The 23,607-nt window shown below is 61.3% G+C and carries 17 protein-coding genes and 1 tRNA gene; 6 read left to right on the top strand and 12 right to left on the bottom strand.

Annotation, left to right across the window (positions count from 1 at the left end; all coding sequences use genetic code 11):
* Positions 1-45 precede the first annotated feature (45 nt).
* Positions 46-1,989, top strand: a complete 1,944-nt coding sequence (locus AC07ZE_RS14760; protein WP_207265453.1) for a hypothetical protein — start codon at positions 46-48, stop codon at positions 1,987-1,989.
* A 30-nt stretch (positions 1,990-2,019) separates the two neighbouring features.
* On the opposite strand, the gene AC07ZE_RS14755 is transcribed toward AC07ZE_RS14760, so the two are convergent.
* Together AC07ZE_RS14755 and AC07ZE_RS14750 are read right to left on the bottom strand one after the other, a co-directional pair.
* On the bottom strand, positions 2,020-2,820 hold the full coding sequence (locus tag AC07ZE_RS14755; RefSeq protein WP_494990430.1) for a dienelactone hydrolase family protein: 801 nt from the start codon (positions 2,818-2,820) through the stop codon (positions 2,020-2,022).
* A 134-nt stretch (positions 2,821-2,954) separates the two neighbouring features.
* The gene (locus tag AC07ZE_RS14750; protein ID WP_207265451.1) at positions 2,955-3,899 is read right to left on the bottom strand and encodes a DMT family transporter; all 945 of its coding nucleotides are present in this window, start codon (positions 3,897-3,899) and stop codon (positions 2,955-2,957) included.
* Between the two features lie 132 nt (positions 3,900-4,031).
* On the opposite strand from AC07ZE_RS14750, the gene AC07ZE_RS14745 reads away from it, so the two are divergent.
* Positions 4,032-4,886, top strand: a complete 855-nt coding sequence (locus AC07ZE_RS14745; protein ID WP_207265450.1) for a LysR family transcriptional regulator — start codon at positions 4,032-4,034, stop codon at positions 4,884-4,886.
* A 4-nt stretch (positions 4,887-4,890) separates the two neighbouring features.
* Here the strand turns inward: AC07ZE_RS14745 and AC07ZE_RS14740 are convergent, their stop codons facing one another.
* Both AC07ZE_RS14740 and AC07ZE_RS14735 read right to left on the bottom strand, forming a co-directional pair.
* The gene (locus tag AC07ZE_RS14740) at positions 4,891-5,355 is read right to left on the bottom strand and encodes a MaoC family dehydratase (RefSeq protein ID WP_207265449.1); all 465 of its coding nucleotides are present in this window, start codon (positions 5,353-5,355) and stop codon (positions 4,891-4,893) included.
* Between the two features lie 72 nt (positions 5,356-5,427).
* Complete coding sequence (locus tag AC07ZE_RS14735; RefSeq protein WP_207265448.1) at positions 5,428-6,504, bottom strand: AI-2E family transporter; 1,077 nt, start codon at positions 6,502-6,504, stop codon at positions 5,428-5,430.
* A gap of 178 nt (positions 6,505-6,682) precedes the next feature.
* Between AC07ZE_RS14735 and AC07ZE_RS14730 the strand changes: the two genes are divergently transcribed.
* Positions 6,683-8,017: an OprD family porin gene (locus AC07ZE_RS14730; protein WP_207265447.1), complete on the top strand. Its 1,335-nt coding sequence runs from the start codon at positions 6,683-6,685 to the stop codon at positions 8,015-8,017.
* A gap of 575 nt (positions 8,018-8,592) precedes the next feature.
* Here AC07ZE_RS14730 and AC07ZE_RS14725 read toward each other — a convergent pair.
* The 7 genes from AC07ZE_RS14725 to fdnG form a co-directional block, all read right to left on the bottom strand.
* Positions 8,593-8,688, bottom strand: a tRNA-Sec gene (locus AC07ZE_RS14725).
* Positions 8,689-8,694: 6 nt separating this feature from the next.
* The gene (gene selB / locus AC07ZE_RS14720; protein ID WP_207265446.1) at positions 8,695-10,602 is read right to left on the bottom strand and encodes a selenocysteine-specific translation elongation factor; all 1,908 of its coding nucleotides are present in this window, start codon (positions 10,600-10,602) and stop codon (positions 8,695-8,697) included.
* Positions 10,599-12,029, bottom strand: coding sequence for an L-seryl-tRNA(Sec) selenium transferase (gene selA / locus AC07ZE_RS14715; protein ID WP_207265445.1), 1,431 nt, complete (start codon positions 12,027-12,029; stop codon positions 10,599-10,601). The genes selB and selA overlap by 4 nt, the downstream gene beginning before the upstream one ends.
* 118 nt (positions 12,030-12,147) lie before the next feature.
* Complete coding sequence (fdhE, locus tag AC07ZE_RS14710) at positions 12,148-13,089, bottom strand: formate dehydrogenase accessory protein FdhE (RefSeq protein ID WP_207265444.1); 942 nt, start codon at positions 13,087-13,089, stop codon at positions 12,148-12,150.
* A gap of 4 nt (positions 13,090-13,093) precedes the next feature.
* Positions 13,094-13,762 carry a formate dehydrogenase subunit gamma gene (locus AC07ZE_RS14705; protein ID WP_207265443.1) on the bottom strand — a complete coding sequence of 223 codons (669 nt, stop codon included), beginning with the start codon at positions 13,760-13,762 and terminating at the stop codon, positions 13,094-13,096.
* Entirely contained in the window at positions 13,759-14,706 is a 948-nt protein-coding gene (gene fdxH, locus AC07ZE_RS14700) for a formate dehydrogenase subunit beta (protein ID WP_207265442.1), read from the bottom strand. The genes AC07ZE_RS14705 and fdxH overlap by 4 nt, the downstream gene beginning before the upstream one ends.
* Positions 14,707-17,772, bottom strand: a complete 3,066-nt coding sequence (gene fdnG / locus AC07ZE_RS14695) for a formate dehydrogenase-N subunit alpha (protein WP_207265441.1) — start codon at positions 17,770-17,772, stop codon at positions 14,707-14,709.
* Between the two features lie 240 nt (positions 17,773-18,012).
* Here fdnG and AC07ZE_RS14690 point away from each other — a divergent pair, with 240 nt between their 5' ends.
* The 3 genes from AC07ZE_RS14690 to AC07ZE_RS14680 all read left to right on the top strand — a co-directional run bounded on the left by AC07ZE_RS14690 (position 18,013) and on the right by AC07ZE_RS14680 (position 21,700).
* Positions 18,013-19,167 (top strand): MalY/PatB family protein, encoded by a 1,155-nt coding sequence (locus AC07ZE_RS14690; RefSeq protein WP_207265440.1) that lies wholly within the window; start codon positions 18,013-18,015, stop codon positions 19,165-19,167.
* A 156-nt stretch (positions 19,168-19,323) separates the two neighbouring features.
* Complete coding sequence (locus AC07ZE_RS14685) at positions 19,324-20,181, top strand: SDR family oxidoreductase (protein WP_207265439.1); 858 nt, start codon at positions 19,324-19,326, stop codon at positions 20,179-20,181.
* Between the two features lie 154 nt (positions 20,182-20,335).
* A complete protein-coding gene (locus AC07ZE_RS14680; protein WP_207267817.1) occupies positions 20,336-21,700 on the top strand; it encodes a cation:proton antiporter in 1,365 nt (454 codons plus the stop codon).
* Here AC07ZE_RS14680 and AC07ZE_RS14675 read toward each other — a convergent pair.
* Positions 21,678-23,600, bottom strand: coding sequence for a hybrid sensor histidine kinase/response regulator (locus AC07ZE_RS14675; RefSeq protein WP_207265438.1), 1,923 nt, complete (start codon positions 23,598-23,600; stop codon positions 21,678-21,680). The two genes, AC07ZE_RS14680 and AC07ZE_RS14675, sit on opposite strands and share 23 nt — an antisense overlap.
* Positions 23,601-23,607: the final 7 nt, after the last annotated feature.

Below are 23,607 nucleotides of genomic sequence, written 5' to 3'. Positions count from 1 at the left end.
CTGGATTCGAGAAAGCGGGACACCCGGTTCAAGGACGCCGGTTTGATGAATCAGCCCGGCATGATCAAACGTGAAGTGCCCATCCCTGAACTTGGCCTGTACCTCGATCAGGCTGACGGGGACAAGGTCAAGATGACCGCTCCAAAAGATGATGTTGACACCGAGCCCGAAGAACCTGTGGCCGATTATCAGGAGCGTGTATTACGGGAACCCTTCGAAGTCGGTGACAAAGCCCTCTACACACAAGTCATCAACCAACTCGCCAATGACGGTGTCGATCCACGTATATATGGCTACCCCTCTGGCTTGGTCGGATTGCGGCTGTTCCCTAATCCGGAGTTCTTTGGTGATTCGAAAGCTGCCGGTAAGGCCCGCGATTACTGGCAGACGCAGGTCGTAAATAACATCGACACTGATAGTAAAGACAATGCTTCACGGTACTACTCTGGCAATACTGTGAGTGCCGACCCCAAGCTGGTGCGTCCATTCAGGGTCGCCATGGCCTGCTCTTTCTGTCATGTCGGACCGCATCCGCTGGCCCCACCGACACCGGAGGGAGTTGAAAAACCGGCCTGGGGCAACATGTCGAGCACCATCGGCAATCAGTACTGGAGGCCTGAAATAGCCTTCTCCAATCTCAGATCAGAAGGTAGTTTTCTCTGGCAGTTCGTCGCCAGTCAGCAGCCGGGCACGATCGATACCTCCCTGATCAGCACCGACCATATCAATAACCCTAACACCATCAATGCGATCTTCGAGGTCAACGGGCGACTGGCTCGCGCCGCGCTGAATCCGCCCGAGGCGCAGAGCCCGGCCAATCTGCAGCAGCGTGAACACGTGCTGCAGAATCTGGATTCGGAGATGAGACAAAAACCTTACGCTGAAGCCATGAAGGGCAAGTCGGTGCGAGTTATCGGCCTCTACGTTGGCTGGCGTGGGCGTTCACTGCCCTGGCTGATCGATTACCTCACGTTCTGGGGGCGCAAGTCGGCAGCCCGACGCGTCGGCGAAGGCGACCTTCAGGAATTCATGGCTCGGTTGCAGCGTATCTACAACGATCATGCGGCCGCACGAAAGACTACCGACGATCCGTTCTTTGGCTTGGTCTCGATCGGCCACAGTTTCGGAGGTGCCGTACTGCTGGCGGCCACCGCTGATTACTTTGAGAGTCAATTGCAGTTGGCCAACCCGAAAAGCGGGTTCCTGCGCACGGGGTTTGTGGACCACACGGGTTCTGCTGCACCTGCCACGTTGCCGATTACAGCGAAGGACACCAAGCCGCTGGGTGGTTTCGGTGACATGGTCGTTCTCGTCAATCCCGCCGTGGAGTCGGCCGCCTACGAACGTATCAATGTACTTTCCCGTGGCGTCGATTACCCTCCTGAGCAGACGCCCTTACTGGTCACCTTTTCCGCCGAAAACGATCGCCCCCGACAGGGTCTGTTCAAGGCCGGCCGGATCGCCGGGGAGTTTTTTACCAATGCCGCGACCGTCGAAGACGACAGGGAGCGCGCCAGCCTTCGTGAAGCCCTGGGTGTCTATGATGCGAATCACAGCGGCATCACCCACGAATTGACGCCAGTGGTAAAGGTGCCGTTGTTGATGACTCAGCGCCCTGAAAAACCAGATTTGCAATGCACAAACAAACGACCAGGCACCTATGAATGGCGGGAATGGGACGAGAAAAAACTGGGGCCCAATGATCGACTTGAGATCGAAAAATCTCAGTTTCCTGAAGGCTTGGAGTCCGGCCTGAAGGGCTTCGACTTTTCCGGCAACAATCATTATTCGGGCCTGAATCTGCACTCAGCCAAGGATGCGCCAACAGCAAGACGGTGGCAGCCATTTCTCGTGGTGAAGGTTAACGAGCAAGTCATCGATGGCCACAACGGAATCTTCTCGGGACCGTTCATGAATTTCCTGACGCGCTACATCGGTCTGACCGAGGCGAAACGGATTGAACTGGTCACGCAGGGCAACAGGCGCTGAGCCAGGGAAGCCGGTTCAAGTGCTGAGCACTTATAGATGCGATTGAAGAAAGGCCACCAATCGTTGCAAAGCAACCCGCGTGGAGTGGCTGGCGTCCGGGTTTTGCGCTTGGTCGTACTCCACAGTCAGCAACGCATGGTGCTTGTTCTTGCCATCGGCCGGCGCAGGGTACTCGTAGAGTGTGCCGGTCGTGGGGAAATTGTCGTAAAGCCGTTGCACCCGCTCGTGGGGGCACAAGCGATCATCGACAAAGCGCTGGATCAGCAGTGGCGTTGCCTGGTTGACCGATGCCTGGCCGGCTGCGATCAGATCATCGTCGCTGATATTCAACTGGCTCATCCAGGGACCGCTGCCCATGCCGGTGAAAAAATAGAGCAACCTGAAGGGCACCGCAGGTTGCGACGCCACGGCGGCACCTACTCGGGTTTCGAGGATCAGCGGGATAGCGAATGCACCGGTGACACACATGCCGATCACACCGATTTTTCTGTCGCCGATCGACGCGCCCAAATGGCGGGCCAGTGCCCGCAGCCAGTCGCTCACCGGCGCTGAAGTGCCAGCCTTGAGGTAACCGAACTCCTTGGTCATGCAAAGGAAGTAGCCTTTTCTCCCCGAGCCCTTTTCTTCCGGCTTGCCATACAGCAAGGGAAGGTACACCTCGAAGCCCGCGGCGATCAGACGCTCGGCAAAATTTCGTGTGTCGCGCGTCAACCCGGGCAGCTCATGCAGGACGAGTACCGGCTTGCCCTCTCCTTTGGAATAAACCGCGTGTTCGTATAGGCCGTCGCTGAACGAAAAACGCTTGAAGCCGGTCATGTCCATACTGTGCATTTCTCCTGGGCGGGTGGATGGGAATCGGCCCGTAGTCCTCTATGTCATCAAGACGCCTGTGTGGCTGAAAGCTGTCAAAAGCGGTTTTTTTGAATCGGCATAATGACGATAGCTGACAAACTCCGACATGGCGGTCATGCCGCACTTTTTCCGCGCTGACCCGATACTTGCGTCGACGGTCGGGCCAAGCCAAACACCATCCCTGAAGCAAACAACACCCCGAGAATCACACCGCCCGCCCCCAACAGTTGCCAGACATTCGGCAATACGCCCATGAGTGAAGACACCAGCATGGTGAACACCGGCGCCAGGTTGAAGAAGATCGAGGTCCGGGCGGCGCCAATGGCGTGGATGCCTCTGAACCACAGCAGATAGGCGACCACTGACCCGCCGATTGCCAGGTAAATCACGGCACCCTGCACGGCAAGTGAAGCCTCGCGGATGCTGGCGATCGGGTCTTCATAAAGGAAGCCCAGTACGATCAGGCCAAGCACGCCGAACAACATGGAAAAACTGGTGGTTTCCAATGGCGTCGCGTCTCTGACGAACCGCCGGGTACCCACCATGTTCGCCGCCCAGGCCATACTGCCGGCCAGGATCATCGCGTCACCGCTGACCACCTTAAGCCCCAGCAAAACCTGGATATCGCCACGGGTGATCACCAGGCCGACACCGAGCAAACCCAGGACCAGGCCGATGGCACGGCCGCGATCGATCCGTTCGCCTTCCAGCAACACAGCAAGGATCATGGTCCACAGCGGCGTGGTCGCCAGGATCAGCGCGCCGTTGATCGGCGTGGTGGTTTGCAGGCCGAAAAACGTTGCGACACTGAACCCGGTAAATCCGAGCAGCCCCAGACCGATGAACGCCAGCAGGTTGTTCTGCAGCACACTGAACCGTAACTTGCCCATCAGGCCGAAGATCAGCAGTAATAACAGGGTCGAGATGGAGAAGCGTTCTATGGATGCGCTGAGCGGTGCCATGCTCTTGATGATGTAGGCCCCGGCGTTGAAGTTGGTGCCCCAGAAAAACGTGGCGCCCAGGATGCCGGCATAGGCCAGCGGGGTTGCTTTGCTCATGGTTGTTTCCTCGCCAATCGCTCGACAAACTGCCGATCGTTGCACCTGCACTTCAGGCGCCGGACTATTCTTTCAAGCTTGGCGATGGGAAAAAATTCCCTGTTTGTTCACCTCATCTGTGAGAAAACGCCCATGTTCGATTGGGAGGATTTGCGCTATTTCATTGTGTTCGCTCAGGAGCGATCGCTTTCGGCGGCGGCGCGCAAGCTGAATGTCGACCACGCCACGGTAGCGCGGCGTATCAGTGCGCTGGAAAGCTCACTGAACGTGAAACTGGTGGACCGACGCCCGCGCTCGTATGTACTCACGGTGGATGGGGAGCGCATCGCCCAGTCGGGGCAGCGCATGGAAAGCGAGTCGTTCGCGGTGCAGCGCACGGCGCAAACCGGTCAGGAAAGCCATGCCGGCGAAGTCACCGTCAGCGCTCCGCCAGCCATGGCCTGTGCGTTGATCGCGCCGCGAATCAAACTGTTGCGCGAGCAATACCCGCTTTTGTCGTTGCAGTTGATTGGCAGCCTGGACAGTGCCTCTTTGTCGCGTCGTGAAGCCGATATCGCCGTGCGCCTGAGCCGGCCCAAGGAGCCGGACCTGGTGGTGCGCAAGGTCGCCACGGTGTCATTCACGCTGTATGGCTCGCAGGATTACCTGGCCAACACGGCCCCGCAGGATCGGGTGTTCATTGCCTACGACGAGCGTCTCGATCAAAGTCCGCAGCAGGTCTGGCTCAAGGAACAGGCGGGAGATCGACCCATCCTCCTGCGTAGCAATGACCTGAATATCCAGGCCAATTTCGTCCAGGCCGGGGCCGGTATCGCGGCCCTGCCCGCCTTTCTCGGCGCGCGTTACGGCCTGCAAGCCGTTGAGGCCGAGGGACCGCGACTGGAGCGTGACGTGTGGCTGCTGGTGCACAACGACATCCGGCACATTCCGTCCGTCCAGGCGGTGATGAGTTTCCTGGTGTCCTGCTTCGAGCGACTCAACCAATGACCGCTCAATCCGGTGCCGGTGCCCTGAACACCAGCAGTCTGCCGGTGGCCCGCTGTACCGTTTTGCCATGCTGATTGCGGGTTTCCATCAACAGGGTCACCACGCCCCGGTCGGTCTTGGTGGCGGATGGTTCGATGGCTTTCACGGTCGTCGTCAGCCGCAATTCATCCTCGGCACGGGTGGGGTGCGGCCAGTTCAGTTCGATGCCCAGGCCGATGATGCCGTCGGCCAGCGGCACACTGTCGACCAGGAGTTTCATGGTCAACGCCGCGGTGTTCCAGCCGCTGGCCGCCAGTCCACCGAACAGGCTCATGCTGCCGGCCTCCTCATCAAGATGGAAAGGTTGCGGATCGAACTGTTGGGCAAAGGCCAGCATCGCGTTTCGGTCGACGCGAAGGGTGTCGCTTTCAAACACCTGCCCCAGTTGCAGGTCATCGAGGTAAAGCTTTTCCCAGGCATGAACGGTCATGATTCAACCCTCTGCAAGTGCCACCTGTGCGGCAGTTCATGATACTGCGCAAACCGGGGTGATGGACCTCCCCTACTCTTGTGGCCGAACCTCCACCCACTGCCAGAACAGTTGGTAGCCGACCGCCAGCACCACCGGACCGATGAACAGACCGATGATACCGCTGGTGACCATGCCGCCCAGCGCGCCGATCAGCACCACCGGCATCGGTACGTCGACGCCGCGCCCCAGCAGCAACGGTTTGAGCACGTTGTCCACCAGTCCGGCGACAAAGACATAGACGGAGAACACGATGGTCACCGTGCTGGCACCCTCGGTGGCGAACACATAGGCAATCACCGGAAGCGTGATCAAGGTCACGGGCAATTGCATGATGCCCAGCAGCAGGACTGCCAGCGCGAGCAGGCCGGCGCCGGGGATTCCCATAAACACAAATCCCAGGCCCACCAGCAGCATCTGGATGAACGCGATACCCACCACGCCGAGCGCCACGGCACGGATAGTCGCTGTACAGAGCGCAGCGATTTTCGGCCCTCTGTCCGGGCCGCTGACCCGGGAAGCAATCTTTACCGCCGCACGGCTGCCGGCTTCGCCATGGGCCATGAAGATCCCGGCGATGATCAAGGCGAAAATGAACGTCAGGAACCCCATCCCCACGCCGGCCAGCTTGCCCAGCAGTGTCAGGCTGACGCCTTTGATTTGCGGGATGTACTTCTCGGTCAACCCGGGCAAATCGGTAGAGGCTTGCAGCCAGGCGGCCGACAACGGCTTGCCTATCAGCGGCCAGCCGGCAACGGATTCGCCTGGCGGGGGAATGTGCAAACCTTCGTTCCTGACAACCGTCATGGTGTTCTCCACCGAGTCGGCAATCGAGGTGCCCAACAGGTAGATCGGCACCATGAGGATCACGATGGACACCAGCACGATCAAGGTTGCAATCCGCCCTTCCTTCTGCCCCAGCGGCCCCATGAGCTTTTTCTGCAACGGGTAGAGCGTGATGGCCAGGATCAGCGACCACAGCATCAAGTCACGGAACGGACTGAAGATCTCGAAGCAGAACAGCACCAGAACCAAAATCAGCCCGGCGCGGATCAAGACATCGAGTAACCCACGGGACAAGGCCTTCTCGGAGAGCGGACTGGGCACCATTGATATCTCCTGGCAGTTCACTGCGAAGATGGGGAGTCGGTTTGCCCAGCATAGACGCTCAATCGGCACTGCGTTCTTCTTGAACAACATCGCAACTCAGCACACCGGCTCAATAATCGCGCTTCAATTCAAGTCACGATGCTTTGCTCCAGGCAAACAACCGCGACTGAATGGGCTCATGACGTTTTTCTCACACGACCGCGCTGCCCGACTGCCTCTGTGGCTACCACTATTATTCGCCAGTTGGGGCGTCATGGCTGATGAGCCGGTGCAGAAGGCCCAGGGCTTTCTGGACGGTGCATCACTTGACGTACTCAGTCGAAATTTTTTCCTCAACAGCGACTACCGCTCTCCTTCACCCTCGGAAAAAAACTATCGACAGGAGTGGGCTCAAGGTTTTATCGGCACGTTCCAGTCAGGATTCACGCCCGGCACGATTGGCGTCGGGCTCGATGCCCATGCCTTTTTAGGCTTGAAACTCGATGGCGGCAAAGGTCATTCCGGCACAGGGCTGTTGCCGGTCGACAGTGACGGGCGCAGTGAGCCCAACTACGCCAGCGCTGGCGGCGCCCTGAAAATCAACGCGTCGAGAACCACGCTGGCCTATGGAGAGATGCTGGTGGAAACCCCGGTGTTCGACACCGCCGATAAGCGACTGCAACCGGAATACGCCACGGGGGTTCTGTTGAACAGTCGTGAAATCGATGGTTTGAACCTGCAGGCCGGGCACTTCACGGCCTTCAAGAATCAGGACAGTTCATCGTCCAAAGGCGACTTTTCCGGTTATGGGGCCAATACCGAAGCGGGCGGTATTTTGTTCCTGGGCGCTGACCTGTTCACCCAGAGCCCCATCGGCGGTGCGCTTTATGCCTCGGAGCTGACCGACACCTGGCACCAGTACTACGGCAATCTGCACTGGAAGCAAAACCAATGGTTCCTCGATGCCAACCTCTATCACACACGGGACACCGGCCAGGCGCTGGCGGGCGCCATCGACAACACCGCGTTCAGCCTGTCAGGCAAGTACACCGTCGACGCGCAGGCTTTTACCCTGGCCTGGCAAAAAATCAATGGCAACACGCCCTTCGACTTTGTCGGTGGCGACTCGATCTACCTGGCCAACTCGATCAAGTACGCCGACTTCAACGGTGCGGGTGAGCGTTCATGGCAGGCACGTTACGACCTCGACCTGGGCACGTTCGGCCTCCCCGGCCTGAAGTTCATGACGCGTTATGTCAGGGGCAGCGGCATCGACGGTACCCACGCGCCCAAGGGCGGCGCCTACAACCCGTTCGATGCGTCAACCGGTGAGTTCGTACCGCAACAAGGCGCTGGCGGACGGCATTGGGAGCGTGACATTGACCTGCACTACATCGTGCAGTCCGGAGCGGCCAAGGGCTTGTCCCTGCAGGTGTCCCATGTGTCACATCGGGCCAACGCTGCCCAGGCCGGCGATGACATTGACAGGATCTACGTTGTCATCCAGTACCCGCTGGGCTTCGGGCCTTTCTAACCGGAAATCGGGGGGTATAGCCGCTAAAGCCAGGTCGGCTGTCAGGCCGCCTTCGCGAGCAGGCTCGCTCCCCCAGTTGAACCGGGTACAACCGTGAAAGCCAGGTCGGCTCGCAGGCCGCCTCGCTTTGGCTTTTCGCGGTGTACGCCCCCTCGAGAGGCTTCGTTCCGGTTCTGCGCAGTGGGCACCTCGGCATGGATGCCGAGGTAGCCGCGCACGGCCAAGGATGGCCGATCGCGGCGGGCCCCACGGAGCAGGACCGGAGCGAGGGCACCCTGAGCCTAGGCGAAGGGCCGAACGACAGGGGCAAGAGCGCTTGGTTACTTGGCGCTTCTCCAAGTGACCCGCCGTAAGGGCGGAACCCATAGTGGCCGTTACCGCAGGAATGGATATGTACTCGGTCAACAGCATTCAGGTCGGTTGTCAGGCCCCCATCGTGGGCAAGCCTCGCTCCAGGGGAATGAGCACATCTGCCAAAGCCAGGTCGGCTGTCAGGCCGCCTTCGCGAGCAAGCTTTGCGCCTACAGAATCAGATCGGGGTATAGCCACGAACATCAGGTTGGTAGTTTGGAAACTGGCGGAAGGCAGCCGGAGTCGAACCGGCCCGGGAACGGATGCCGTCCCCAACCGGGTTTGAAGCCCGGCCGCGCCACCGGGCGCGATTGCCTTCCTGAACATCAGTGATCCGTTCGCCGGGCCAGTGCATTGTCCTGGCGGATATGGCGCTTGTCGCCAAACCGGCGGGTCAGGCCGAGCCGGTCGAAATACTCGAGAATCTGGATGCTGCGCTTGCGCCCCAGGCCCACCGTATCGCGAAACGCCGCCACCTGGATCACTGGATTGGCGTCGGCCAGTTGCAACAGCATAGCCGCCAGACGACGGATCATCGTGTCGGTATAGAACAGATCACGCACCACTTGATGCATCAGCCCCAACCGGGCCATTTTGCGCAGCAGCGAGCGCACCGTGGCTTGGTCATGCCCCAGGTCGCGCACCCACGGCGGATCGAAGCCACGCGCCTCGAACAACGGCTGCAATTGCTGCCACAGGCTTTCATCCTCTTCACTCAGGCGTACCTGATGATCGGGCAAATGCAACCATGGCCCGTTGGCGGCGATGGCATCGCTGGCGAGCAATTCGTCGAGCAGGCTGACGAAGGTCGGGCGGTCGAGGGCCGTCCCGGTGAAACGGCGCAGACGATCACGGTCCGGCCCCATTTGATCCGGCTCCCGTTCATGAAAGCGCGTCAGCTGCTGCAACAGTTCGGCTTTCAGGGCCTGCCAGCGGACAGCGTCGAACAACACCGGCCCTTGCCGCGTTTCGATCAAGCGCACGTCATCAGGCAATACCCAAGTGGCACGCGGGCTGTTGAGTTGCCGCTCCAGGTGCTGAGGGTCGAGTCCCGTGTCGCTGTTGGTCAGCAACGCGGGCAGAATCTGTTCGAGCCGTGTGGATTGGGTCAGCGCCTGTAATTGTGCGATTCGCTCGGGACTGCGGCGGTGCCGGGTCGGTGCGAACGGGTCGAGCACCCGGCCGCCGCCCAGTGTGCGTTGGGCACTCTGGTCGCGCAGGATCAACGGATCGCCCTTCACGGCCTGCACCGGCCTATTGAGCAGGATTTGCGCGAACATCCGCTCGCCCGGCGCCAGGCTGGCGCCTTCCAGCAAGGCCACGTGTCCGCTCACGTCTTGAGTGCCAATGTGCACATGCACCGGTTGGAAATGTTCAAAGGGACGGGGCTCACCGGGCAGTAACTGAAAGTCGATGTCCAATCGTTGCGTCGGTGCGTACAGCCATTCGGCCACCAGCCATTGACCACGATGCATCTGCTCCAGTGCCAGGCGTTCGGCATGCAGGTTCAACGCGACGCGCTGACCGGCCATGGCGCTTTCGGTCGCTTGATTTTGCGCATGTAGCCCCCTCACCCGTACCGATTTTCCGAGGGGCCCCAGCAGTAATGTATCGCCCACTGCCACCTGCCCGGACAGCGCGGTGCCGGTGACCACGAGACCTGCGCCGGCCACGCTGAACGCCCGGTCGATCCACAGGCGAAAACCGCCATCCACGCTGCGTTGCTGCACCTCACACTGCGCATCCAGCAGTGCATGGCGCAAGGTATCGATGCCCTCGCCGGTCACACTCGACAACGCAATCAATGGCGCATCGGCAAACGGACCGGGCGCCAGCAAAGCGCCGATCTGCTCGCGCACGGTTTGCACCCGGGAGGGTTCGACCCGGTCGCATTTACTGATCGCCACCAATGCTCGCGGGATGCCGAGCAATTCGACGATCGCCACATGCTCACGGGTCTGTGGCATCACACCGTCATCGGCGGCCACCACCAGCAGCACCAGATCGATGCCCTGCGCGCCGGCGAGCATGTTATGGGTGAAGCGCTCATGGCCGGGCACGTCGATGAAACCAGTCAAACCCGCGCCCGGTTCAAGCTCGGCGTACAGATAGCCCAGGTCGATGGTCATCCCGCGCTCGCGCTCTTCCCGGCGTCGGTCGCCGGTCTGCCCGGTCAAGGCCTGGAGCAAGGCGGTCTTGCCATGGTCGATGTGTCCTGCGGTGCCGACAATCACCCTGTCCGGTCCCCGATCTGCAACCGGTCAAGCTGCGCCAGCCACGCCGGTTCATCGTCCAGTTGCCGCAAGTCGAGCCACAAGGCGTCGTCGTCGATGCGTCCGAGGACCGGGATCGGCAAGCCGCGCAAGGATTCCTCCAAACCATGCAGACAGCGCCCGCGCAGACGCTTGGAGCTATGCGGACGCAGGCACAGCGCGGCACTGGGCAAACGCGCCACCGGTTGGCTGCCACTGCCGATCATCCCCAGCGCCGGCACCGCACTGACGCTCCAGGCAGCGCCCAGCACCCGCGCCAGTGACGGTTGCAGGCGCTCAGCCTGGGCGAGGATCTCCGCCTGGGGCCGTGTCAGCAGGCGCAGGCTTGGCAGGCGTTCGGCCAATCGATCCGGGTTGCGGTACAGACCCAGCACCGCTTCAAGAGCGGCCAGGGTCAGCTTGTCGACACGCAGCGCGCGCTTCAGCGGATTTTTCTTGATCCGGGCGATCAGGTCCTTGCGCCCGACAATCAACCCGGCCTGCGGACCGCCAAGCAACTTGTCACCGCTGAAGGTGACGATGTCGGCCCCGTCGAGCAAAGCCTGACGCACCGTGGGTTCGGCGGGCAGTCCCCAGCGCGTGAGATTCAGCAGACTGCCGCTACCCAGGTCTTCGAGCAGCGGCAAGCCATGTTGATGCGCCAGTTGTGCCAGTTGCGCCGTGGACACGCGAGTGGTGAACCCCTGAATGTCGTAGTTGCTCGCATGCACGCGCATCACCAGACCGCTGCGCGGGCCGATGGCGGCTTCGTAGTCGCGGGCGTGGGTGCGGTTGGTGGTACCGACTTCGTGCAGCTTGACCCCGGCGCGGGCCATGATGTCGGGAATGCGAAAGGCGCCGCCGATCTCGATCAGCTCGCCCCGGGAAATGATGCCCTCCTTGCGCGCCCCCAGACTGTTGAGGGTCAGCAACACAGCGGCGGCATTGTTGTTGACCACGGTCACCGCTTCGGCGCCGGTCAGTTCGCGGATCAACCCTTCGATCAGATCGTCGCGATCACCGCGCTTGCCGCTGTGCAGGTCGAATTCCAGATTGAGCGGGTAGCGTGCGGCCATGTGTACGGCCTCGATGGCTTCCTCAGGCAGCAAGGCGCGGCCCAGGTTGGTGTGCAGCACGGTGCCGGTCAGGTTGAAGACCCGGCGCACATGGCTGCGATGCTGATTGGCCAGACGTTCTGCGACCCGACCTGCCAGTATCTCGGGGCTGGTTTCAACGACTTCGACCTGGCCCTGGCGCACGTTTTCCCGCACTTCATCGAGCAACTGCCGCAAAGCGGCCAGCAATGCCTCACGCCCGTAGCGTTCGGCCAAGGGACCGCACGCCGGGTGACGCAACAGGCTGTCGATGGAAGGCAGATACGGGATTTGACTGACAAGGCTTGCGGGCATCAGGCGCTCCGGAAAGCGAAGGGGTTGGAGGGCAGTGGTCAGTTTGGAGACTGGCGGCGTCTGACCCGGCCCCTTCACGAGCAGGCTCGCTCCCACATCCAGAGTGTAGACCCTGTACTCACTCGTCTCCCGGCGCGAGCAGCAGATTCGGTGCCAGTCGCTGGTAGCCGTCCTGGGCCAGGCGCATGTCCAGCATCAGGCTGGCCAGGTCCGCCGACAGCGCTTCGGCGTGGGCGTCGTTTTCCAGATAGAGCAGTTTGAGATAGGCATTGCAGCCCGGACAGACCTCGGCCCGCAGCGGCGCCTGATTGGCGGCGTGGCGATCGTCTTCGAGGCTCAGGTACTCCAGGCCTTTGCTCTGCTCGCAATACACGCACTTGACCCGCACCACGTGCCATTCACAGGCGCACAGCGAACAGACCAGGTAGCGCAAACCATTGTGCTTGCCGCGATTGCGGATGACGCCAGCCATGGCCGGCGAACCGCAAGCCGGGCACTGACTCAGGCGGGGGCCTTGTGTCAGTTGCAGATTCGGCGTGCTCAGCAGCCAATGGCTCCAGGCGGTTTGCAAGGCCGCGCCGAGAAACGGCACCAAAGCTGCCGGCACCAGCGAATACTGACCACTGACCAGTGCCACCGCCCAGGCCCGGCGTTGTCCGGAGCCGGCTTGACGCAAGGTGTCCAGCGCCTCGGCCACGGCGGGTTGTTCGGGGGCGGTGTAGCGTTGCAAAAAGGCATCGAAATAGGCCTGCCAATCGTCCTCGCGGCTCAGGCTGTCGGCGGCGAATGGCGGCAGTCCGTGCTGCAGGCACAGCTCGATGCGTTGTCGGTCGAGGGGCTCGCCGAGCGGCGGGTCATCCAGCACTTGCTGTTGCGCCCGACACACCCCGGCCAGCAACTGCAGGTAATCGGCCAGCGGATGTCTCAGGTCCTGATGCCCTTGGGCCAGATACTCGAGGCGCTCGGCGCGCAGGCTGAACAGGTTGTGCGGCGGCAGGTGCAGAAACGGCGGCGAACCCGCCGCCGCTTCGATTTGTCCGGGTTCGAGGATGGTCGCCAAGTCGCTATCCTTTTTTAGTCAAAGGCCTTTTGTTCAACGGCGGCTCGGGGCGCTCGTCGCGGGTCACTTCCCGGTACCACAGTTCATGATGCTTGCGCGCCCAGGCGCGGCTGACCCAGCCATGCATCATCGCGCTGACCGACCCCTTGATCCAGATTCCGGCGTAGATGTGCACGATGATGCTCAGGATCAGCACGAAACCGGCCAGTGCATGCAGCAGCATCGCCCAGCGAATGCTGGTGATGCCGAAGTACTCACTGAAGTACGCGCGCCAGATCACCAACCCGGTGAACAGCAGCACCAGCATGCACAGCAGTAAAGTCCAGAACAGCAACTTCTGCCCCGGGTTGTACTTGCCTATCGCCGGTACGCCCTCCTCCTCGTTGCGCATCACCCGGTTGATCCGCCGCAGCCACAACCGGTCATTACTGATGAAGTAATTGGCGCGCCAGAACTGCACCACCAGACCGAGAAACAGCAGGAACATCAACACGCCCATAAAGGGGTGCAGGATGCGTGTCCAGGGGCCGCCGCCGAACAGATTGCTCAGCCAGAACAACGCCGGATGAAACAGCGCCAGCCCGGACAACCCGGCCATCAAAAACAGAATCGCCACCAACCAGTGATTGGTGCGCTGGTTGGCGGTGTAGCGAAGGATCTGCTTGCGGATCATGATCGGTCCCCTGTCTTCGGAGGGTGCTTGGGATCATAGGTGTGCACCGCTGGATCGACTTCATGCACCGCCGGGTCCGGGCCGTGGGGCAGCTCATCCTCTTCGACCACCTGCGGCCCGACGCGCACGTAGTGGAAGAACCCGGCCAGCACCGCCGCGCCCATCGCCAGCAGCGCCAGGGGTTTGCTCAAGCCTTTCCACAGGCCGACCAGGGGACTGATCACCGGGTCGCTCGGTAACCCGGCATACAGCTTCGGCGTGTCGGCGTGGTGCAGCACGTACATCACATGGGTGCCACCGACACCCGCCGGGTCGTACAGACCGGCGTTATCGAAGCCACGGCTCTTGAGGTCGACGATGCGTTCGGCGGCATGTTCCTTCATGTCGTCCTTGGTGCCGAACACGATGGCGCCGGTCGGACAGGTTTTCACGCACGCCGGCTCCAGCCCTACGGCCACCCGGTCCGAGCACAGCGTGCATTTGTAGGCTTTGTGATCTTTCTGCGAGATGCGCGGAATGTTGAACGGGCAACCGGTGATGCAGTAACCGCAGCCGATGCAGTGGTCCTGGTCGAAATCGACGATGCCGTTGGCGTGCTTGATGATCGCCCCGGGGCTGGGGCACGCCGCCAGGCAACCGGGTTCGGCGCAGTGCATGCAACCGTCCTTGCGGATCAGCCATTCGAGGTTGCCGGCATCGGTTTCGTGCTCGGTGAAGCGCATCAGGGTCCAGGTTTCTGCGCTCAAATCCTGCGGATTGTCGTAGGTCCCCAGGTTATGACCGACCTCGTCGCGCAGTTCGTTCCATTCCGAGCAGGCGACCTGGCAGGCCTTGCAGCCGATGCATTTGGTGGTGTCGATGAGTTTGGCGACTTCCTCCAGGTTACGTACCGAAGATGGCACGGTGGTGGTGGCCGAGCGGGCAATGATGTCTTGGCTGGCCATTTAGATTTTCTCCACGTTGACCAGGAATGACTTGGATTCCGGGGTCTGGGTGTTGCCATCGCCGAGGAACGGCACCAGGGTGTTGGTCAGGTAACCGTGGCGCGTGAGGCCGGTAAAGCCCCAGTGCAGCGGAATCCCGATCTGGTGCACCACCTGATTGTTGACCTGCAACGGCCGGATTCGCTTGGTCACCACCGCCACCGCTTCGATGTGCCCGCGCTTGCAACTGACGCGCACACGGTCACCGGCGGCGATGCCTTTCTCCTTGGCCAGCACTTCGCCGATTTCGACGAACTGCTCAGGCTGACTGATTGCGTTGAGCCTGCAGTGCTTGCTCCAGAAGTGGAAATGCTCGGTCAGCCGATAGCTGGTGGCGGCGTACGGGTAATCCTTGGCCACGCCGAGCGAGTCCCAGACCGAGTCGAAGACCCGTGCCGCCGGGTTGCTGGTGGCGTTCTTGTTTTGCGGGTGCAGCGGGTTGATGCCAATCGGCGTTTCGAATGGCTCGTAGTGCTCGGGGAACGGGCCTTCGTTCATCTTGTCGACGGCAAAGAACCGCGCCACGCCTTCGGGGTTCATGATGAACGGATTCATCCCTGCTTCTGGCGCCACATCGGCCTTGTAGTCCGGCACATCGGTGCCGCCCCAGGTCTTGCCGTTCCACCACACCAGGCGTTTTTTCTCGTCCCACGGCTTGCCTTGCGGGTCGGCCGAGGCGCGGTTGTAGAGAATCCGCCGGTTGGCCGGCCACGCCCAGGCCCAGCCCTGATGCTGATGCATGCCGAACGGATCGTTGTTATCGCGCCGGGCCATCTGGTTGCCCGTCTCGGTCCAGCTGCCGCAGAAAATCCAGCAACCGGACGCGGTGCTGCCGTCGTCCTTGAGCTGCCCGAAGCCGGACAGTTGCGCATTGGCCTTGATCGCCGCGCCCGTGGCGTCGGTGAAATCGGTGGTGGCGCTGCCGTTGATTTCTTTGGCCAGTTCCTCCGGCGAAGGCTCGTCGGCAATCTTGTAGGGCCACGACAGCTTGAGGATCGGTTCGGCCCAGGCACCGCCGTTGGCCTGGTAACGCTGACGCAGGCGCAGGAACAGCTCGCTCATGATCCGCACGTCGGTGCGCGCCTCGCCCGGGCCGTCGGCGCCTTTCCAGTGCCATTGCAACCAGCGGCTGCTGTTGACCAGCGACCCGTCTTCTTCGGCGAAACAGGTGGTGGGCAGGCGAATCACTTCGGTCTGGATATCGGCGCTCTTCACATCGTTGTACGGCCCGACATGCCGCCAGAACTCCGAGGTTTCGGTGGCCAGCGGATCCATCACCACCAGCCATTTGAGCTTGGCCAGCGCCGTCATCACCCGGTTCTTGTCGGGCAACGCGGCAATGGGGTTGAAGCCCTGGCACATGTAGCCGTTGACCTTGCCCTGGCCCATCAGGTCGAAGACCTTGAGGATGTCGTACTGGGGAATGTCCAGTTTCGGCAGGTAGTCGTAGCCCCAGTTGTTGTCGGCCGTGGCATTGGCGCCGTACCAGGCTTTCATCAGGCTGACGTGGAACTTGCCGTAGTTCTGCCAATAGGACAGCTGTCCGGGACGCAGAGGCGTTTGCGTGCGTTTGACGATATAGGCCTGGTAATCCTGCTCGGTATCGCCGGGCAGCGTGAGGTAGCCCGGCAGCGAGTTGGACAACAGGCCCAGGTCGGTCAGCCCCTGGATGTTGGAGTGCCCGCGCAAGGCATTCACGCCACCGCCCGGCATGCCGACGTTGCCCAGCAGCAGTTGCACCATCGCCGCGCTGCGGATGATTTGCGAGCCGATCGAATGCTGGGTCCAGCCCAGAGCGTAGAGAATCGTCATGGTCTTGCCCGGAGTCGAGCACGTGGCGATTTCTTCCCAGATTTTCTGCATGGCATCAACCGGCATGCCGCAAATCTGGCTCGCCAGTTCGAGGCTGTAGCGGCTGTAGTGTTGTTTCATCAATTGATAGACGCAGCGCGGGTCCTGCAGGGTCGGGTCGACCTTGACGAAACCGTCTGCACCGAGTTCATAACCCCAGCCGGATTTGTCGGTGTAGAGGCGCTTGGCCGCGTCATAGCCACTGAAAATGCCATCCTCGAAGCCATAGCCGGCCTTGACGATGAACGACACGTCGGTGTAGTTGCGTACGTACTCGTGCTGGATCTTGTCCTCGGTCAGCAGGTAATTGATCAGCCCGCCCATGAAGGCGATGTCGGTGCCGGTGCGTATCGGCGCGTAATAGTCGGCCACCGAGGCGGTCCGGGTAAAACGCGGATCGACCACGATCAGCCGCGCCTTGTTGTGCGCCTTGGCTTCGGTCACCCACTTGAAGCCGCATGGGTGCGCTTCCGCTGCGTTGCCGCCCATCACCAGAACCAGATTCGCGTTGGCGATATCGGTCCAGGTATTGGTCATGGCACCACGGCCGTACGTCGGGGCAAGACTTGCCACCGTCGGGCCGTGTCAGACACGCGCCTGGTTATCAAACCCCAGCATGCCAAGGCTGCGAATGACCTTGTGGGTGATGTAGCCCGCTTCGTTGGACGCCGCCGAGGCCGCGAGGAAACCGGTGGTCAGCCAGCGGTTCACCGTCTGGCCCTGGGCGTTCTTCTCGATGAAGTTGGCGTCGCGGTCGGCCTTCATCAGGTCGGCGATGCGATCCAGCGCTTCATCCCAGGAAACACGCGTCCACTCGTCGCTGCCGGGTTTGCGCACTTGCGGGTATTGCAGGCGTCCGGGGCTGTGAATGAAGTCCAGCAGACCGGCGCCTTTGGGGCACAGGGTGCCGCGGTTGACCGGGTGGTCGGCGTCACCTTCGATGTGAATGATATTTTGCGCGACATTCTTCGCCGCATCGCCCTGGCTGTACATGATCAAACCGCAGCCGACCGAGCAATACGGGCAGGTGTTGCGGGTTTCATGGGTGTGGGCGAGCTTGAAATGACGCACCTGTTCGGCAAAGGCAGGCGTCGGAGCCATGCCCAACGCGCCCAGGCTAGAGCCTGCAAGGCCGATACCGGCGACCTTGAAGAACTGACGACGGCTGAGGTCCATCGTGCACTCCTGATCAGGTGGAGATCCGGTCCTTTGCCGGATTTTTCTGGACAATCACGGTCGCGGCAGACGGGCTGCCGACAATTGAACTCTAGCCAACCCTGTCGAATCCGCGATGAAACCCGACCGTCGGAAGTTTGTTAAACCACCTGCACAATAACTGCGCGAGCAGGCTCGCTCCCACAGGGCTGTGGGATTATCATGGCCGGCATGATTAATCCCGCCTTCAAGAGACCGCGCATGACTTTCGATTTTGATCAGGTGTTCGACCGCCACAACACCGGTAGCACCAAATGGAGCCGCTACCCGGCCGACGTGTTGCCGATGTGGGTCGCCGACATGGATTTCGCCGCGCCACCAATGATCATCCAGGCCCTGCAAAAGCGTCTGGAACACCCGATGGTCGGCTACAGCGTAGCCCCGGACAATCTGCGCGAGGCCATCGTTGCCGATCTGTGGAACAAGTACGCCTGGCGTGTCGAACCGCAAGAACTGATTTTCCTGCCGGGGGTCGAGTCGGGCTTCAACATGGCGCTCAAGGCGCTGGTACAACCGCAACAGAATGTCGTGGTGCAGGTCCCGAACTACCCGCCGCTGCGCCATGCGCCCGGTCATTGGGGCCTGAACAAGGTCGAGCTGAATTTCGACACGCAAGCGGACGGCACCTACGCCACCCCGCTGCATACCCTGAGCCAGTCGCTGCGAGGCGGTGGCGCCCTGCTGCTGAGCAACCCGCACAACCCGCTGGGCAAGGCGTTTCCTCGGGAAGAACTGCAAGCCATCGCCGACATCTGCCAGGAGCACGACGCCTGGATCATCTCCGACGAGATCCATGCCGAACTGTGCTTCGACGGGCGCAAACACATTCCGATGGCGACCCTGAGCCCACGAGTCGCCCAGCGCACCATCACCCTGATGTCGGCCAGCAAGGCCTACAACATCGCCGGGTTGAAAACCTCGTTCATGATCATTCAGGACCGTCATCTGCGCGAGCGGGTCAACCACGCCCGTTGCGGCATGGTCGACAGCGTCAACCCGCTGGGCCTGGAAGCCACCCGGGTGGCCTACAGCGAGGCCGGTCCCTGGCTGGCCGAGTTGAGCGCTTACCTGCAAGGCAACCGCGACTACCTGGTCGACGCCGTGCGCAGCCGCCTGCCGGGCATCACCATGAACGTGCCGCAAAGCACCTACCTGGCCTGGCTCGACTGCACGGCGCTGGGGTTGGACAACCCGCAGCAGTTCTTCCTCGAACAGGCAAAAGTCGGACTGAGCCCGGGCCTGGATTTCGGCGATGACTGCAAACAGTTCGTGCGCCTGAACTTCGGCTGCCCACGGTCGTTGCTGGAGGAAGGGATCGCACGGATGGAGCGCAGCTTGCGTAACCTCAAGGCCTGATACACTACAGATCCCCTGTGGGAGCAAGCCTGCTCGCTCCCACAGGGGATCTGCATGATTTGCGAAGTCCCGCAAGTCATCTCAAACCCAACCGAACTCCAGCCAAAACACCACGGTCAACCCTTTGACTCCCCACCCTGAGACTGGAGATCAATGATGACCGACTATCCAAAACCACCCTTCCCCAAACAACAGCAGCCCGTCCCCGGCTCCCAACGCAAAATGGACCCGTACCCGGACTGTGGCGAACAAAGCTATAAAGGCTCGGGACGTCTTGAGGGCAAGATTGCGCTGATCACCGGTGGCGACAGCGGGATCGGCCGTGCCGTCGCCATTGCCTTCGCCCGTGAAGGCGCCGATGTCGCCGTTGCCTACCTTGATGAACAAGAAGATGCCGAGGAAACTGCCCGCTGGGTCGAACAGGCGGGTCGGCAATGCCTGCTGCTGCCCGGTGACCTGGCGCACAAGGTGCATTGTCGGGCGCTGGTGGAAAAAACCGTGGAACACTTCGGCCGCATCGACGTGCTCGTCAACAACGCCGCGTTCCAGATGACCCACGAGACCCTGGAGGACATTCCGGACGAGGAATGGGTGATGACTTTCGACGTCAACATCACCGCCATTTTCAGGGTGTGTCAGGCTGCGCTGAAATACATGAAGCCCGGCAGTTCGATCATCAATACCAGTTCGGTCAATTCGGACATGCCCAACCCGACCCTGCTCGCCTATGCCGCGACCAAAGGCGCAATCGCCAACTTCACCGCGGGCCTGGCGCAAATGCTCGGGCCGAAGAATATCCGTGTGAACAGCGTGGCGCCGGGGCCGATCTGGACGCCCTTGATTGTCTCGACCATGTCGGAGGAAACGGTGCAGAACTTTGGTGGCAATACACCGCTCGGGCGGCCGGGGCAACCGGTGGAGGTCGCGCCGATTTATGTCCTGCTGGCTTCGGATGAAGGCAGCTACATCACCGGCCAGCGCTTTGGCGTGACCGGGGGCAAACCGATCCTCTGACGCCTGCTGTGTCATTGAAGGTGCCGCTGAAAAATGGAACCCATGGACACGTCATGTACTCCACAGCTTATGAACCCGCCATGAGGTAATGCGCATTACGGCCATGGCGGGCACTTCGCTATCTGGAGGTCGTCATGTCCGCAGCTTTGCAGCCATGAGCTTCATCGCCTGGGTTGCGGTGTTGGGCGCCGTGTTGCTGACGCTGGCACTTACCTCGTCGTACCTGCGCTGGCTGCCGGTGACCACTTCGGCCGTGTGCCTGGCCCTGGGGGTGGCGATCGGGCCGGCGGGCCTGGGCTGGCTCAGGCTGGATATCAAGGATGCGGCGGTCTGGATGGAGCACCTGACGGAAGTGGCTGTATTGTTTTCGCTGTTCGTCTGCGGGCTCAAACTGCGGTTGCCGCTCAAGGACAAGAAGTGGCGGGTGGCGTTCGGCCTGGCGGGGCCGGTGATGCTCCTGAGCATTAGCGGCGTGTGCCTGTTACTGCACTTCGCCTTCGGCCTGGCGTGGGGGCCGTCATTGCTGATCGGCGCGATTCTGGCGCCCACCGACCCGGTGCTCGCCTCCCTGGTGCAGGTCAACGATGCCAAGGATGACGACCCGGTACGTTTCGGACTCTCTGGCGAAGCCGGTCTCAATGACGGCATCGCCTTTCCGTTTGTCATCCTCGGTCTGTTATTTTTGCAACAGGGCGAAGGTTCCTCCACTGCCTGGCTGGATGATTGGGCGCTCAAACGTCTGTTATGGGCTGTGCCCGCCGGTTTGCTGATCGGCTACTGCATGGGACGCGGCATCGGACGCCTGACCCTGTCGATGCGTATCCGCAATGCCGACAGCACCCTCTCCCCCAACGATTACCTGACGTTCGCCCTGATTGCACTGGCCTATGTCGCGGCAGAAGCCGTTCATGGCTACGGCTTTCTGTCGGTGTTCGCCGCCGGTCTGGGCTTGCGTCGGGCCGAGGTCAAGTCAACGGGGCACGCCCAACCGCCGGCCGAGCACTTGGTACAAGCGGTGGTCGGCCACCAGAATGTCGAGCCCGATGCCGCCGTGCACGGCGATGTGGCTAATCTGGAGGAAAGCCAGGTCGCCGCCGGCATCATGATCGGCGACATGCTGTCTTTCGGCGGCCTGGTCGAACGGGCCATGGAAGTGTTTCTGGTGACCCTGCTCGGGGTGGTACTGATCGGGCACTGGGACTGGCGTGCACTGGCGATTTCTTTGGTGCTGTTCTGCGTGATTCGGCCCCTGAGCGTCGCGCTCGTACCTTGGGGCAGTTTGCTGAACGGCCGGCAACGTCTTCTGATTGGCTGGTTCGGGATTCGCGGTATCGGTAGTTTTTATTATCTGTTCTACGCCTTGAACCACGACCTCCCGACAGCGGTGGCCGGTCTGTGTACCGACCTCACGCTGTCGGTGGTGGCCTTGAGCATTCTGCTGCACGGCATCAGCACCCAGCCGATGCTGGCGCGATATGAGCAGCACAATCGCCGGCTCACTTCATCGCCGCAGCGATGATGTCCACCAGGTTTATCTGAGTAAAGGGTTTGGACAGGCGCGGGAGTCTGGCCGCAAAGCCGTCCAGGCGTTCGGCATAGCCCGTGGCAAGGATGATCGGCAGGTTCGGCATCATGATCTGGATGGCCTGCGCCAGTTGCGCACCATTCATTTGCGGCATGGCCATATCGGTGATGACCAGATCGAAGTGCTGCTCGCTTTCGAGTAACTGCAGCGCCTGGGCAGCCGATTCGGCAATGCTGACATGATGCCCCAGGTCTTCCAGCAACAGGCAGGTGCTGGTCAACACCAGGCTGTCGTCATCGACCACCAGTACATTCAGCCGCTGAACCTGCGGTGCGTCCGGTTCCTTGACCTGTCGCCCGGTCACCGAACCGGCCTTGGCCACCGGCAGCCAGAGTTCGGCGGTGGTGCCTTTGTCCTTCTCGCTTTGGAGCAGAAAGCGCCCACCCATCTGTTCGATAAAACCATGCACCATCGATAGCCCCAGCCCCGTCCCCTTACCGATACCTTTGGTGGTGAAAAACGGGTCCATTGCCGAAGACAGGGTGGCGTCGTCCATGCCTTCCCCTGTGTCGGTGATCGAAAAGCACACGTAGCGCCCCGCTGCCAGGGATGAAAGGGGATGATCCAGGACCACCTCCGTGCGCGTGCCAAGCACGATGGTTCCACCATTGGGCATCGCATCGCGCGCATTGGTCGCCAGGTTGAGAACCGCCAATTCAAGCTGATTGACGTCGGCCAGCACCGGCTCGGGTTCTGGCGTGAAGCGGGTTTCGATTTTAACCGTAGGTCCCAGGGAGCTGCGCAGGAGACCAGTGATGCCTTCCACCAGCTTCGGTATTTCGACGGCTTCAGCCTTGAGCTCCTGGCGCCGGGCAAACGCCAGCATTCGCTGGGTCAGGGAGACGCCACGCAAGGCGCCCTGGACGGCGTTGTCCAGCAGACGGGTCAATCGTGGCTCGTCTGGCATGCGCTTACGGACAATTTCCAGATTGCCGAGAATCACGGTCAGCAAATTATTGAAGTCGTGGGCGATCCCGCCACTGAGCTGGCCGATGGCCTGCATTTTCTGCGCCTGGAACAGCGCCTCGCGGGTTTGCTCGAGGGCTTGCTGCGCTTGTGCCGCCTCGGTGATGTCACGGGTGATCTTGGCGAACCCGAGCAATGTGCCCGTATCCCCCCAGATCGGGTCCACCACCACATGGGCGAAAAACCGTGTGCCGTCCTTGCGCAGGCGCCAGCCCTTGTTTTCGAACCGCCCTTCGCGCACCGCAACGTCCAGGGTGCGCAGCGGCTCCCCGGCTTCGCGATCCTCAGGGGTGTAAAACATGGAGAAGTGCTGACCAATGACCTCTTCGGGCAAATAGCCCTTGATGCGCTGGGCGCCAGGATTCCAGTTGGTCACACGGCCATCCGGGGCGAGCATGTAGATGGCGTAGTCGGTGACGCTTTGCACCAGCAAGCGGAATTGCTGTTCGCTTTGCTTGAGGGTTTCCTCGGCCATTTTGCGGTCGGTGAGGTCGCGGGTGATCTTGGCAAACCCCAGCAACCGGCCCGAGGGATCGCGGATCGGATCGATCACCACATGGGACCAGAAGTGCGTCCCGTCCTTGCGCACACGCCAGCCCTCGCCTTCGAAACGTCCTTCGCGAATCGCCGTGTCCAGCGCCCGTTGCGGCAAACCGGCCTGGCGATCCTCGTCGGTGTAGAACCGCGAGAAATGCTGACCGAGAATCTCCGCCTCCTCATACCCCTTGAACCGCCGGGCACCGGCATTCCAGCTGGTAATGATGCCGTCGGGATCAATCATGTAGATCGCATAGTCGACCACTGCATCGATCAGCAGACGGAAGCGCATTTCCTCGCTCACATCCACTTTGGCTCGATCCTCGCTCATTGAATTC

The sequence above is a fragment of the Pseudomonas sp. GW101-3H06 genome (genome assembly GCF_059424605.1).
This window is presented reverse-complemented; position numbering and strand designations above follow the sequence as displayed.

Excerpts from the sequence above, each read along its gene's own strand:
- AC07ZE_RS14750 (WP_207265451.1), bottom strand. The coding sequence starts at position 3,899 with ATGAGCAAAGCAACCCCGCTGGCCTATGCCGGCATCCTGGGCGCCACG.
- fdxH (WP_207265442.1), bottom strand. The coding sequence starts at position 14,706 with ATGGCCAGCCAAGACATCATTGCCCGCTCGGCCACCACCACCGTGCCA.
- AC07ZE_RS14740 (WP_207265449.1), bottom strand. The coding sequence starts at position 5,355 with ATGACCGTTCATGCCTGGGAAAAGCTTTACCTCGATGACCTGCAACTG.
- AC07ZE_RS14705 (WP_207265443.1), bottom strand. The coding sequence starts at position 13,762 with ATGATCCGCAAGCAGATCCTTCGCTACACCGCCAACCAGCGCACCAAT.
- AC07ZE_RS14690 (WP_207265440.1), top strand. The coding sequence starts at position 18,013 with ATGACTTTCGATTTTGATCAGGTGTTCGACCGCCACAACACCGGTAGC.
- AC07ZE_RS14735 (WP_207265448.1), bottom strand. The coding sequence starts at position 6,504 with ATGGTGCCCAGTCCGCTCTCCGAGAAGGCCTTGTCCCGTGGGTTACTC.
- AC07ZE_RS14675 (WP_207265438.1), bottom strand. The coding sequence starts at position 23,600 with ATGAGCGAGGATCGAGCCAAAGTGGATGTGAGCGAGGAAATGCGCTTC.
- AC07ZE_RS14745 (WP_207265450.1), top strand. The coding sequence starts at position 4,032 with ATGTTCGATTGGGAGGATTTGCGCTATTTCATTGTGTTCGCTCAGGAG.
- selA (WP_207265445.1), bottom strand. The coding sequence starts at position 12,029 with ATGCCCGCAAGCCTTGTCAGTCAAATCCCGTATCTGCCTTCCATCGAC.
- AC07ZE_RS14680 (WP_207267817.1), top strand. The coding sequence starts at position 20,336 with ATGAGCTTCATCGCCTGGGTTGCGGTGTTGGGCGCCGTGTTGCTGACG.
- AC07ZE_RS14730 (WP_207265447.1), top strand. The coding sequence starts at position 6,683 with ATGACGTTTTTCTCACACGACCGCGCTGCCCGACTGCCTCTGTGGCTA.
- AC07ZE_RS14760 (WP_207265453.1), top strand. The coding sequence starts at position 46 with ATGAATCAGCCCGGCATGATCAAACGTGAAGTGCCCATCCCTGAACTT.
- AC07ZE_RS14755 (WP_494990430.1), bottom strand. The coding sequence starts at position 2,820 with ATGCACAGTATGGACATGACCGGCTTCAAGCGTTTTTCGTTCAGCGAC.
- AC07ZE_RS14685 (WP_207265439.1), top strand. The coding sequence starts at position 19,324 with ATGACCGACTATCCAAAACCACCCTTCCCCAAACAACAGCAGCCCGTC.